The 12,789-nt window shown below is 54.6% G+C and carries 12 protein-coding genes; 6 read left to right on the top strand and 6 right to left on the bottom strand.

The annotated features are described in order from the left end of the window. Window positions 1–18 precede the first annotated feature (18 nt). The 5 genes from grxC to Q0W94_RS09285 all read left to right on the top strand — a co-directional run bounded on the left by grxC (window position 19) and on the right by Q0W94_RS09285 (window position 7,100). Window positions 19–282 (top strand): glutaredoxin 3, encoded by a 264-nt coding sequence (gene grxC, locus Q0W94_RS09305; protein WP_297758202.1) that lies wholly within the window; start codon window positions 19–21, stop codon window positions 280–282. Next, entirely contained in the window at window positions 282–1,250 is a 969-nt protein-coding gene (gene gshB, locus Q0W94_RS09300; RefSeq protein ID WP_297758199.1) for a glutathione synthase, read from the top strand. Before grxC ends, gshB begins: the two co-directional genes overlap by 1 nt. A gap of 67 nt (window positions 1,251–1,317) precedes the next feature. Beyond that, window positions 1,318–2,721, top strand: a complete 1,404-nt coding sequence (gene leuC, locus Q0W94_RS09295) for a 3-isopropylmalate dehydratase large subunit (protein ID WP_297758196.1) — start codon at window positions 1,318–1,320, stop codon at window positions 2,719–2,721. 137 nt (window positions 2,722–2,858) lie between these two features. Then, window positions 2,859–3,260: a hypothetical protein gene (locus Q0W94_RS09290; RefSeq protein ID WP_297758194.1), complete on the top strand. Its 402-nt coding sequence runs from the start codon at window positions 2,859–2,861 to the stop codon at window positions 3,258–3,260. 132 nt (window positions 3,261–3,392) lie between these two features. Then, window positions 3,393–7,100 (top strand): EAL domain-containing protein, encoded by a 3,708-nt coding sequence (locus Q0W94_RS09285; RefSeq protein ID WP_297758191.1) that lies wholly within the window; start codon window positions 3,393–3,395, stop codon window positions 7,098–7,100. Here the strand turns inward: Q0W94_RS09285 and Q0W94_RS09280 are convergent. From Q0W94_RS09280 to Q0W94_RS09265, 4 genes are all read right to left on the bottom strand, one after another. Continuing rightward, complete coding sequence (locus Q0W94_RS09280) at window positions 7,097–7,546, bottom strand: hypothetical protein (RefSeq protein WP_297758188.1); 450 nt, start codon at window positions 7,544–7,546, stop codon at window positions 7,097–7,099. The genes Q0W94_RS09285 and Q0W94_RS09280 overlap by 4 nt on opposite strands. A gap of 8 nt (window positions 7,547–7,554) precedes the next feature. Beyond that, window positions 7,555–8,724 (bottom strand): cysteine desulfurase family protein, encoded by a 1,170-nt coding sequence (locus Q0W94_RS09275; protein WP_297758185.1) that lies wholly within the window; start codon window positions 8,722–8,724, stop codon window positions 7,555–7,557. 150 nt (window positions 8,725–8,874) lie between these two features. Further along, on the bottom strand, window positions 8,875–10,104 hold the full coding sequence (gene rnz / locus Q0W94_RS09270) for a ribonuclease Z (RefSeq protein WP_315863062.1): 1,230 nt from the start codon (window positions 10,102–10,104) through the stop codon (window positions 8,875–8,877). A 2-nt stretch (window positions 10,105–10,106) separates the two neighbouring features. After that, a complete protein-coding gene (locus Q0W94_RS09265) occupies window positions 10,107–10,754 on the bottom strand; it encodes a DUF3386 domain-containing protein (RefSeq protein WP_297758181.1) in 648 nt (215 codons plus the stop codon). 161 nt (window positions 10,755–10,915) lie between these two features. Here Q0W94_RS09265 and Q0W94_RS09260 point away from each other — a divergent pair, with 161 nt between their 5' ends. After that, window positions 10,916–11,449: a P-loop NTPase family protein gene (locus tag Q0W94_RS09260; protein WP_297758178.1), complete on the top strand. Its 534-nt coding sequence runs from the start codon at window positions 10,916–10,918 to the stop codon at window positions 11,447–11,449. A 2-nt stretch (window positions 11,450–11,451) separates the two neighbouring features. Here the strand turns inward: Q0W94_RS09260 and Q0W94_RS09255 are convergent, their stop codons facing one another. Together Q0W94_RS09255 and Q0W94_RS09250 are read right to left on the bottom strand one after the other, a co-directional pair. Continuing rightward, window positions 11,452–12,318, bottom strand: a complete 867-nt coding sequence (locus Q0W94_RS09255; protein ID WP_297758175.1) for an alpha/beta fold hydrolase — start codon at window positions 12,316–12,318, stop codon at window positions 11,452–11,454. A 221-nt stretch (window positions 12,319–12,539) separates the two neighbouring features. Next, window positions 12,540–12,737, bottom strand: coding sequence for a hypothetical protein (locus Q0W94_RS09250; RefSeq protein ID WP_297758172.1), 198 nt, complete (start codon window positions 12,735–12,737; stop codon window positions 12,540–12,542). Between the last annotated feature and the right edge of the window lie 52 nt (window positions 12,738–12,789).

Below are 12,789 nucleotides of genomic sequence, written 5' to 3'. Positions count from 1 at the left end.
TAACGAGGTGTCACTGCTGTGGCTAAGGTCGAAATCTATACGTGGTCGCGTTGTCCTTTTTGTATTCGGGCAAAGCAATTGCTGACGCGCAAAGGAGTGAAGTTTACCGAGTACGTCATTGATGGCGATGAAGCTGCCCGTGATGCCATGGCTCAACGTGCCCATGGCCGGCGATCGGTACCGCAGATTTTTATTGACAATGAACACATTGGCGGCTGTGACGATCTCTATGCCCTGGAGGCTCAAGGAAAATTGGATGCCCTGCTGCAAGGGGTAGCTTAGTGGATATTGCCTTTATTATTGACCCCATCGCCAGCCTTGACCCCGGCCACGATACCAGTGTGGCCTTGATGGAGGCGGCGCAAGCGGCAGGGGCACGGGTGTGGGTAACGGAGATGTCCCAACTCCTGGTCCAAGAAGGTCAGGTATGGGCGGCGCTTACCCCGATCCAGTTAGCGCCAGTGCAACTGGTGGACGGCCAGTGGCAGATTCCCCAACCCTGGTTTCAGCCGGGTGCAGTCCAATGGCGCCCCCTCAATACCTTCCGAGCGGTGTGGATGCGCAAGGATCCGCCCGTCACCACCGCCTACCTCTATGCCACCTACTGTCTTGATTTAGTCGATCCCCAAACCACCCTTGTCCTCAACTCGCCAGCAGGACTACGCCAGGCCAATGAAAAGATGTATGCCCTGCAATTTACCAGTGTCATTCCCAAGACCATTGTCACTGCAGACAAGCAGCGCATTCGTGAATTTGTGCAGCAGCAGGGCATGGCAGTGCTCAAACCCTTGGGGGGCAAAGGGGGCGAAGGCATTCTCTTTTTGCAGGCGGGCGATCGCAACCTCAACTCCATGATTGAAATCAGTACCCAACGGGGACAACTGCCTGTGATGCTGCAGGAGTACCTACCCGCGGCCAAGGATGGGGACAAACGGATTATTCTCCTCAACGGCGAACCGATCGGTGCCGTTAACCGGATTCCCACAGGGGACGAATTTCGGGGCAATATGGCCACAGGTGGGCGCGTGGCAGCCGCAGAGATTACGGAGCGCGATCGCCAGATTTGTCAAACCCTTGCTCCGGCCCTCCAACGTGATGGCCTCTATTTTGTTGGCATTGATGTTATCGGCGGCTACTTAACAGAAGTGAATGTGACTAGCCCCACTGGTGTTCGCGAAATTGATCGCCTCAATGGGACTTGCCTCGGTCAACAGGTGATGGCTTGGCTCCTTGGCTCACATTCAACCTAAACCACTCAGGAGATGTGACTTTCTTGCTTTTGCCTATAATTAATGAATTGGATTTTTTGACGAGTCTATGAGTCGCGGTACACTCTTCGACAAGGTTTGGGAGCAGCACACAGTGGCTACACTGCCCTCTGGGCAAACTCAACTGTTTATTGGCCTGCACCTGATCCATGAAGTGACGAGTCCCCAAGCCTTTGCCATGCTGCGGGAACGCGGGTTGCCGGTGTTGTATCCGCAGCGGACGGTGGCCACGGTTGATCACATTGTCCCTACGGATACCGTGACGCGCCCCCTGCAGGATCCCCTGGCCGAAGAGATGCTACAAGCCCTTGAGGCGAATTGCCGTGCCCACAATATTCCCTTTTTTGGAATTGGCTCCGGTCGTCAGGGCATTGTCCATGTCATTGCCCCGGAGCAGGGGTTAACGCAACCGGGCATGACAATTGCCTGCGGCGATAGCCACACCTCTACCCACGGTGCTTTTGGGGCGATCGCCTTCGGCATTGGCACCAGTCAAGTGCGGGATGTCTTGGCCACCCAAACCCTTGCCCTCAATAAGCTGAAGGTGCGCAAAGTGGAAGTCAATGGCTCCCTTGCGAGTGGGGTCTATGCCAAAGATGTCATCCTACACGTTATTCGCCACCTGGGTGTCAAGGGTGGGGTTGGCTATGCCTATGAGTTTGCGGGTACCACCTTTGGCCAACTTTCAATGGAGGAACGCATGACCGTCTGCAATATGGCCATTGAGGGAGGTGCCCGCTGCGGCTATGTCAACCCCGATGAAACCACCTTTGCCTACCTCAGGGGACGCCCTTTTGCCCCCCAAGGAAAAGTCTGGGACGAAGCGGTGGCATGGTGGCGATCGCTCGCCAGTGATGCCGATGCTGAATACGATGATGTTGTCACATTTGCGGCGGCTGATATTGCACCGACGGTGACCTGGGGCATTACCCCTGGCCAGAGCATTGCAGTGGATGAAACCTTGCCCACCCTAGAGAGCTTGCCCGCAGCAGAACGGGCGATCGCCGCCGAAGCCTATGCTTATATGGATTTGCAACCAGGGCAGCCCATTCAAGGAACCAAGATTGATGTCTGCTTTATCGGCAGTTGCACCAATGGTCGCATCAGTGACCTGCGGCAGGCGGCCAAAGTTGTCGAAGGGCGCAAAGTCAAACCCGGCGTCAAAGCCTTTGTGGTGCCCGGCTCAGAACGAGTGAAAGCGCAAGCGGAAGCTGAAGGCCTAGATGTCATTTTCAAAGCCGCCGGCTTTGAATGGCGCCACCCCGGCTGTTCAATGTGCCTTGCCATGAACCCCGACAAGTTGCAGGGGCGGCAAATCAGCGCCTCCTCCTCCAATCGCAACTTCAAGGGGCGCCAGGGCTCTCCCAGTGGGCGCACTCTCCTCATGAGCCCGGCGATGGTGGCAGCAGCGGCAATTGCCGGTGAAGTGACCGATGTACGAGCGTTCCTTTAGACGCCTGTTGATCCCGATCAGCCCCTTTACGCCCACTGTCTTGGCAAGGCAGTTCTTCAGAGATGAGAGACAGGGAAAATATAAACTCTAGTCTCGTCTAGGATCATCATAGGGATGTTGTGAGAGGGGGCATTCCTATGAAGGTGTTACAGGGCCTGCTGAGTACTCTAGTTTTGGGTGTGGCCTCTGCCTTGCCAGCTGCCGCTGAAACGCTAATTTCCGATAGTGGTCTGACCCGCATCTACGACTATCAATTTAGCCACACCCCAGGGGATGTTCTCCCCTACACCACAGAGGTGGGTGGGCGAGTTTATGAGGGTACAATTACCGTAACAGCCATCGGCAACGGCTTCCTGCGGGGCTTTTTTAGCGATCGCGATCGAGGGGGTAATTTTGGCTGTAGTGGTGAAGTGACCATTCAATGGGTGCGTACCGATCGCTATATTTCCGTCTGGCGCATTGGTGGCACCTATGCTCCGTACCTGCGGTGTCCACAGGCGGGAACCACGGCTCGCTTAAATATGCGCCGTTATCCCTGAGGGGAAGTGCCAACTGGTGGGCAGTCTCCTCGACAAATAATTAATAAATTAATAATTAGTAACATTCAACTGCGATCATGAATTAAAATAAGTTTTGGCACCTTTGGTGCTGGCAGGGAGAAGTTTTCAAGCATGATCATTGACGAATTTGAGCACTTTACCGAATTATTGGTGAACTACACCGATGATCTGATTTGCTTGCACGCAACTGATGGCAACTACCTATACGTGACTCCCTCCAGTCAAACCCTTTTGGGCTATTCTCCTGAAGAACTGATTGGTAAAAATCCCTATACCCTGTTTCACCCTGAGGATGCTGAGCGAATTCGCAGTGGCGCCCACGCCCTCGCCCTAAAGGGCAGCGCCAATTTGACAGAAACCTATCGCATGCGGAAAAAAAGTGGTGGCTATGTTTGGTTAGAAACCTGCATTCAACCCATTTGTGATGAAGCGGGAAATGTTTTATTTTTAGTGACAACATCGCGGGATATTACGCATCGCTGTCAACTGGAACTAGAACTCAAAGCGAATCAGAAACTCTTAGAAACCTTTTTTCAGCAGTCCCTTGAGGCCTGCTTTTTCATGATGTTGGATCAGCCTATTCGCTGGGATGACACGGTCAATAAAGAGGACGTATTGGAGTATGTCTTTGATCATCAGCGGCTTACCCGTGTCAACAATGCCTTTGCCCAGCAGTATCAATTGCCCCCCCAAGCGTTGATTGGCCTGACACCGCGCCTGTGCTTTAAGGAGGATTTGGAACTGGCTAAACGCTTGTGGCGAGCCCTCTTTGATTTGGGCCACTTTCACACTGAACTTGAGCTGCACCGCCACGACGGTAGCTCTTTTTGGATAGAAGGGAATTACGTTTGTCTGTACAACGAAAATCGGGAAATTATTGGCCACTTTGGCGTGCAGCGGGACATTAGCGATCGCATCCGTCTGCAAGCAGAAATTGTCCAAAAGACCGCCGAACTAGAGTATTTCTTTGGCTCTTCCCTCGCGCTATTTATGATCGCCGATACTGAGGGACGGCTGCGGCGGGTGAATCAATATTGGCAAACCTGCCTAGGCTATGACCTAAATCAGGTGATGGGGGCAAAGTTTGAGGAATTTCTGCATCCGGGCGATCGCTCCCGCCATCGAGAAATGCAGCAACGTCTCCTTGCCGGCGAGCAAATCACAAACCACACGATTCGCCTGCGCACCCAGGGGGGAGACTACCGCTGGTATGAATGGCAAGGACTGCTGAGCCAGGGTCGAATTTACGCCGCGGCGCGGGATGTGACTGAGCAGCAGCCATCTGGCGATCGCCTGCAAGCGGCCTACAGCCAAGTGAGTGACATTTTAGAGAGCCTGTCCGATCACTTCTTTGAGGTCGATCATGATTTTACGGTTATTTATGTCAATGGCAATCTCTGCCGCTTGGTGGGCAAACCCGCCTCACAAATGCTAGGAAAAAACCTCTGGGAGTTCTTCCCCGATGCCCGCAACTCGATTTTTGAGGAGCAATGTCGGCGGGCAATGACACAGCAGACTCCCGTCCAATTTGACGCCTTTTATGAGGGGCTCAACCAGTGGTTCGCCGTACGGGTATTTCCCACCAGCCGTGGTTTGGCCATTACACTGCAGGTGGACTCCAGTACCTTGTTGCAGCGGCGGCAAACTCAAGCCGAACTCCTGCATCGTCTGACCATCAAAATCCGCCGCTCATTAGATGTAGAAACCGTTCTCAAAACCGCCCTTGAAGAAATCCGCCAACTCTTGAATGTAGATCGCACCCTCATTTTCCAGTTCTACGCTGACGGCAGAGGGGAAGTGGTGGCCGAGTCCGTTGCAGCACCGCAGTTTTCCCTCCTCAACCGTACATTTTGCGACCCTTGTTTTCAACGCGAGGCTGCCGAAGCCTACCTGCAAGGGCGAGTGCTGGCGCTTGCGGATATTAACACCGCCACAATCGCTCAGTGTCACCGCGATTTTCTCAGCCAATTGCAGGTGCGTGCCCTATTAACAGTACCGATTATTGAGGAGGAACGCCTCTGGGGATTATTTCTGTGCCACCACTGCTCTTCTGCGCGGCCTTGGGCCAATGACGAGGTGGAACTGATCCGCCAACTGGGGGAACAACTGGGCTTTGGTATTCACCGCGCTGAATTAGTGAGTGCCCTACATCAGGAAAAAGAGCGCTATCGGCGGGTTCTCGAGGCGCAGACAGAACTGCTCTATCGCTGCACGCCTGAGGGACATCTGACCTTTGGCAATCCCGCCTTCTTTCGCTATCTGGCTGAGGTGGGCGTGAGTTGTGATCTGGGAGAGGTCCTCCAACATCCCTTTGATCCTGTGACCCAGCAACGCTTTCAACAGCATCTGCAAACCCTCAGCCCAGCGCAGCCCATCAGCACCATTGAATGCGCTGTGACATTAAATACAGGACAGCTTGCCTGGTTTGAATGGACAACACGTGCCTTTTTTGATCACCATGGGCGCTGTGTGGAGTATCAATGTGTGGGGCGTGATATTACCCGCCGCAAACAAATGGAGGAGCAGCTTATTCACGATGCTCTCCACGATCCCCTGACGGGACTTCCCAATCGTACCCTCCTCCAGGAGCGATTGCAGCATTGTTGGCGACGATATCAACGCCATGGCGATCGCCCCTTTGCTGTTGTTTTCATTGATATTGATCGCTTCAAGCGGGTTAACGATAGCTTGGGACACCAAGCCGGTGACCAAGTACTCATGACCCTTGCCCAGCGAATGCAGAGTGTGGTGCGTGAGGGGGATACCTTAGCTCACCTGAGTGGGGATGAATTTGTGGTCCTCTGTGAAGACCTTGATCCCGAACAGATGGTGGCACAAGTGCAAGCGCGGGTTGCTGACCTAGAGCGGGTAATTCAGGAACCCCTGATCATTGATGGTCACTTGTTAAGCTTGAGTGCCAGTATTGGCGTGGCCTTTAGCGATCGCGCCGCCGCCTCTGCCGCTACCCTCCTGCGGGATGCGGACATTGCCATGTACCAAGCAAAAAAACAGGGACTGGGGCAGTGTCGCATCTTTGACCCGCAAATGCACACCCAGGCCCAAAGTTGCTTTACCCTTGAGAGCCAACTGCATCAGGCGATCGCCAACAGTGAGTTACAGGTGTATTTCCAGCCCATTGTTGAGATGAATACGGGGGCAATTGTAGGACTTGAGGCCCTCAGCCGCTGGTTTGACCCCGCAAAAGGTGGAATTCCGCCCAGTGAATTTATCACCCTGGCGGAGCAGGCAGGTCTCATCGTTAGCCTTGGCCGGCAGGTCCTTGAACGCGCCATCCAGCAATTCAGCCAGTGGCGGCAACAGGACAGCCATCGCCAGGCCATGAACTTGGCCATTAATATCTCGCCTCAACAACTGGTGGATGCCAACTTTGTCAGTGATATTTTGGCAGTGCTGCGCAGTGCCCAATTGCCCCCCCATCTCCTCCATCTGGAGATTACTGAAACGACAATGATCCGCAACCTTGAAGCCACATTGCAGGTGGCCGAGGAACTGCAACAGCTGGGGGTTGCCCTCAACATTGATGATTTTGGCACGGGTTATTCCTCCCTGAGTCGGTTGCATCAGTTACCCATCCACGCCCTGAAAATTGATCGCTCCTTTGTCCAGAGCTTAGAGGAAAGCCGAGCGGCACAGGAAATTATTGGTGCCGTGATTGCCCTAGGCAAGAGTCTACGTTTAGATGTGGTTGCCGAAGGCGTGGAAACGGCGGTTCAAGCCGCCCAATTAATGGATCTCGGCTGTCTGTATGGCCAAGGGTACTTCTTCTATCCGCCATTGCCCATTGATCGCCTGCCTTAGGATGTGCTGCTGGTATCCTCATGGGGAAGAAAGGGGAGGCTTTCCCACCAACTTTGATAATTTTTGGTGATTTCCTGCCACCAGTCGGCGGGCTGTGCCAGGGCCTGTTGCAGGCGATCGCGCTCCTGTTCGAGGCGTTGAAGGTTCATCTCCAGTTGCTGATAGGTGGCTTCTAGGGTGGTGAGTTGATCATTGAGGCTTTGATGCTGCTGTTGCCAGTAATCGCGCTCTGCTCGTAATTGTTGATTTTCCGCAGTTATTGCCTGAAGTTGCTGCTGGAGTTGAGTGCAGTAATTTTCTAGCCGTGCCAATTCGGCCTCAAGGGTGGCGTTTTGGGATGGGTGCCGTAGCGATCGCAGAATCGTCCACAGCAGAATTAACGTCGCCACTGCGCCGTAGCTAGCCAGTACCCAAGTCCCCTGTGCAGATAATGCTGCCCACACCATGATGCATCCTAGGAAATGGATACCGTTAAGGGGGGAGCGATCGCCTCTGCAAGATACTGCCGTAGCACCATGGCTAACCAATCCACATCGGCAGCGGTGGTCTCTCGCCCCAAGGTAATACGAATCCCTGCTTTGGCGGTTTCAGGATCGTAGCCCATGGCCAAGAGGGTTGGGCTCGGTTGGGTTTGGCCACTTTGACAGGCGGATCCGGCACTAATGCCAATGCCCGCAAGGTTGAGTTGCCGGACAAAGGTTTTGCCATTCAAGGGCTGGCCGTGGCGATCGCGCACAATCAAACTCAGATGATGGGGCAGTCGCTGCCAGGGATGTCCCGTTTGTGCCACTTGGGGATGATCCTGTAACTGCTGCCACAGGCGATCGCGCAATTGGGCAAGGCGCATTGGTTCTACTGCGAGTTCAGTGGCTGCCCACGCCGCCGCCACCCCAAAACCCACGAGGGTCGGCACTGCCTGCGTTCCTGCCCTCAGGCCAAGTTCTTGTCCACCACCGCGCAAGAGCGGTTCTAAGGCCACCCCCGATCGCACATAGAGCGCCCCCGCCCCCTGAGGGCCATAAATTTTATGACTAGACAGCGAGAGTAAATCCACCCCCAAGCGTCGCACATCCAAGGGAACTCGCCCCGCCACTTGCACCGCATCTGTATGGAAAAGCACCCCTACCTCTTGGCAAATGGCTGCCAGCTCGGCAATGGGTTGGAGGGTGCCCACCTCACTTTGGCCGTAGATAATGGAGACCAAAACCGTATTCGGTTGAAGTGCCTGCCGCAGTTGAGCAGGTTCCACCTGTCCCCAGTGATTCACCGGCAAGCGCGTCACCTGCCAGCCTTGGGCTTCAAGGGCAGCAGCCGGTTTAGCCACCGCCGCATGCTCAACCGCTGAAATAATTAAATGCTGAGGTTGGCGGTAGCGCTGGCACACTCCCCACAGGGCAAGGTTATCGGCTTCTGTGCCCCCAGAGGTAAAGATGATCTCATCGGCTTGGGCATGAATCAGCGCCGCCACCTGCATCCGTGCCTGTTCCAGGGCGATCGCTGATCGCTGCCCCCACTCATGAATACTGGCGGGGTTGCCCCACTGCTGCTCATAGGCGGCCACCATCGCCGCTATCGCCTCAGGCCGACAGGGGGTTGTCGCTCCATAGTCAAAATACAGTTGCATGGGCAGGCGCCGCTCCCAAGAATCAACGGCAAAATGGTGAACTCCCTAGAGCTATTGTAGCCAATGATGCGGTGTAGGGCCTTTGTGCTGCTGAGCTGCTGCATTTGGGAAATAGGGGGCAACAGGCTGGTAGAGGAAGGGGCCCAGTCTTTAGAACTGCACATTGAGAGTCGCCCAGGCCACCTGGGGGTAGAGGCGTTCCAATTCCTCAAGGCAGGTAAACTTTTGCCGCCGCCGTCGCTCTAAAATCGCGTTGGCTGTGGTGGCGTCAATTCCTAGCTTTTGTTGCATCTGGTGGCGAGTAGCACGGTTGATGGCGATCGCCGGCCCATTTTTTGGATCGGGAGCAACGGTTTGCGCCGCAAGTGGCTCTAGGGTTGCATCCAAAGTGTCTGTATGAGCCACAGCAGGACTGTCCTGATGGCTAGGGGGCATGTCCTCACGGATTTGGCCAGCGCGGGGAATCGCGTAGTGGAGAAAATCCCGCGCCAAGCGGGTATTAGGGAAAATGGCTTGGGCTTCTGCCAACAGATCCTCCACCTGCACAGGGTTGCCGGGGGCGTAGCGGGCGCTAAAGTGGGTGAGAAAGAGCAATTTCACTTGGGCAAACGCTGCTACCTGCGCCGCCATGGTGGAGGTGGAGTGGAGGCGGGCAAAGGCCAGATTCGCTTCCTGATGGGAAAAGGTGGCTTCGTGAATGAGGACATCCGCCTGCTGGGACAACTCGACGGCACTATCACAAAAGACGGTATCGGTGCAATAGACCATACTGCGTCCTCGCTGCGGTGGATCGCAGAAGTCGCGACCATCAAAGGTGCGGCCATCCTCTAAAGTGATGGTTTTTCCCTGCTTGAGTTGACCATACAGCGGGCCAAAGGGAATCCCCAGGGCTTGGGCTTTTTCCACATGAAACCGACCGGGGCGATCGCCCTCAGTCACCCGGTAGCCAAAGGCGGGAACACGGTGATGCAGCAGCCGACAGGTCACCGTAAACTCGCCATCGCTAAAGACTTCCCCGGGCTCCACTGTATGCACTTGCAACTTGTAGGGAAGCCGCATCACTGACCAGCGCAAACAACTGGCAATGTAGCGATCCAAGGTCGGTGGGCCATAGACATCAATTTGACTCACCGTTCCCGCAAGGCCACAACTGGCCAGCAAGCCCATGAGGCCAAAGAGGTGATCGCCGTGCATGTGGGTAATGAAGATCCGGCGAATCTGACTGGGGCGCAGGTCGCTGCGCAGCAATTGGTGCTGGGTGGCTTCACCGCAGTCAAAGAGCCAAATTTCCTTACGTTGGGGCAGCCGCAGCGCCACACTGGAAACATTGCGGGTGCGGGTGGGCACCCCAGAACTCGTGCCTAGAAATGTGATTTCCACGCTTAGTCGTCTAGGAGTTGCAGATCGTCAAAACGAATTTCTACGGTGCTGGTTTGGCCATGTTCATGGGTGTGTACCACCTGCCGACTCATCAGGTAGTAGTTGCCCACGGGCACATAGGTATCCTCAAACGTCATTTGCCGCACCACTTCGTTCGTCTGGGGATTGCGGAAGACAGCCACATAGTTGGTGGAAATGTAGCCTGAACCAGTGTCAAGGGCTTCACGGTGGGTAATGGCAAAGGCGACCCGGCCCATGACACGGCTAACATAGACAATTTGATTGTCCCTGACTTTGTAGTTGGAGCCCATGGCATCGCCACTGACTAGGATCTCCACGGCACCGCTGGCATCGGTTTGGCCAATTTGAAACGTGTTTTTGCCGTGGGCAGCTTCAAAACTGGTACGCTTGCGGTGGACAATCACATCCCGCAGTTGATTGTAAAGGGATTCACGGATGGCTTCGTCTTCTATCCCGCTCACCTCAACGCTGTAATCACGGCTAACCTTGACCTGCCCTTGGTAGGTGCGATCGCCCTCAATGAGTGTGACCTTTGCCGTAAAGCCGGGAAAATTTTCATCCCAGGTGTAACGATTTTCGTAGGCAGCGCGAAAGAGCGCCTGCGCATCAAGGGCCTGTGTTGCTGGCATCGGTGCATCCTCGGTAACAGTTACTGTGTTTTAAGATAACTGATTCTCACCCCCCTTGACGGCCACGTACATCTAGTGTTCACTAGGGTTAAATCACAGCGTACTACACTAGATGTATACCCCTAGGGGATTGTTCTCCTTTTTGACTGGACAGAAACACGATGGTGGCACAACTCTCGGTTTCCGCTTCTGAGGCAAGCTTGCCCCTAGCCTATGGCATTGAGGGAGTGGTGCAGGTGTTTACCTGTCCGCAGCGGCACTTTTTCACCACAGTCATGGCCCAGGCCTTGCGGGTTGCTGCCCAGGGCAGTGGCGTCATGATTGTGCAATTCCTCAAGGGCGGCATTCAAACGGGGGTCGAGCACCCGATTCAGTTGGGGCAGCATCTCACTTGGTGGCGACCGGCGCTGCAACGCTGTTTAGGCCAAGGAGATTCGATCACGCCCCAAGAAAAGGCAGCAGTGCGTGAGCTGTGGCAGCATTTGCAAGCCAAAGTTCAGGAGGGACAGCACCGTTTGGTGGTTTTAGATGAGGTCAGTGTGGCCATGCAACTGGGGCTGCTAACTGAAGGGGAAGTACTGGACTTTCTCAAGAGTCGCCCCCGCACCCTCGATGTCATGTTGACGGGGCCTGAAATGCCAGAATCACTGCTGGCGATCGCTGACCAAATTACGCAGTTACGTCGTTTGATTTAGGTCTAATTGAGGGGGGCAGAAACGGTTTCTAACCACTCCAGCAGATACTCATTCACCAAGTCGGGTTGCTCCTGCTGCACAAAGTGGCCACAGTAGTCCAAGTATTGAATTTTCAGCTCCTTAACGTAGGCTTCCGTGCCATAGGTGAGTTCTATGCCCAAGGTGGGGTCTTGGCGCCCCCAGAGCATCAGTGTCGGGACTTCGAGTAGGCCCCACTCGCGACTGTAAAGACTTTGTAACCCCGCACGGTAGTAGTTGAGCATTCCCGAGAGAGCCCCCCGCTGCGCGGCGGCATCCTGATAGCGGGCAATGTCCAGGGGGCGGATGGCCTGCTGGTTCACAGCTGCCCAGCGAAAGATTTGGGCGATCGCCCCATAGCCTCCCCACTCCAAGAGTATCTCTGGTAGCCACGGCAGCTGAAAGAGCAGCATATAGCTACTGCGCAACCATTGCTCAAAACTTAACTGTTGAAACTTGGCAGGATGGGGACAAGCCAGCACACTCAGGGTTTGAATCCGCTCAGGTACGGCATAGGCGACTCCCCAAGCCACCATTCCTCCCCAATCGTGCCCCACCAAGTGACAGCGCCGATAGCCAAGGCCGTCAATGACACCGACCATGTCAAGAATTAACTCATCGAGAACATAGCTGGCGGTATCTTGGGGTTTATCGCTGAGATTATAGCCCCGCAAATCTAGGGCAACGACTTTGCGCTTTTCCGCCAATACTGGGATTTGATGTCGCCAAGAGTACCAAAACTCGGGAAAGCCATGGAGCAGTAGCACCAGCTCCCCTTCTCCTTGGGTCACATAGTGGAGACGGATGCCATTGGAAACAATAAACTTATGGATCCACGGGCCTTCAATCATATGCACCTTGGGGGCTGGCACCTTCCACTATAGCCAAGGGAGCTCCGAAGGAGGGGGTTACCCTAGCCTTGAAAATAAGAACCCCCAAATGGAATGCCCTGTGGGGGTAATATTGCGGGTAATATGTGACCAAGGAGTTGGAATGCTCCTAGTTATGGAGGCAGAGCTTACAATTCCTACCCAGTTTTAATAGGCGTTTTAATAGGCATTTAATAGGCGTTTTAATAGGCAAGGGTTTCGAGGGCCTGACGCAGGTAAGCGGTAACGCAAGCATCAAGATCCGTGGGCTGCTCAATGACAACAGCCGCTTGCTTTTCGCTCAGCCACCGTTGAAAACCCGAGCTGTGGGCGATCGCTCGCTTTAGGGAGTTCCAAACCTCGGCGGAGGCCTGCGGGTTGGGAACCGTAACGCTTTCCATAGATACTCTCCTAGTCGGTTTGGAGTGAGAGGAAGGATGCAGTTATGGTTCT

Origin of the sequence: Thermosynechococcus sp. (assembly GCF_025999095.1) — a bacterium.
In the GTDB taxonomy this organism is placed as follows: Bacteria; Cyanobacteriota; Cyanobacteriia; order Thermosynechococcales; family Thermosynechococcaceae; genus Thermosynechococcus.
Note: the sequence above shows the minus strand (reverse complement) of the source record. Positions and strands in the feature narration are given on the sequence as shown.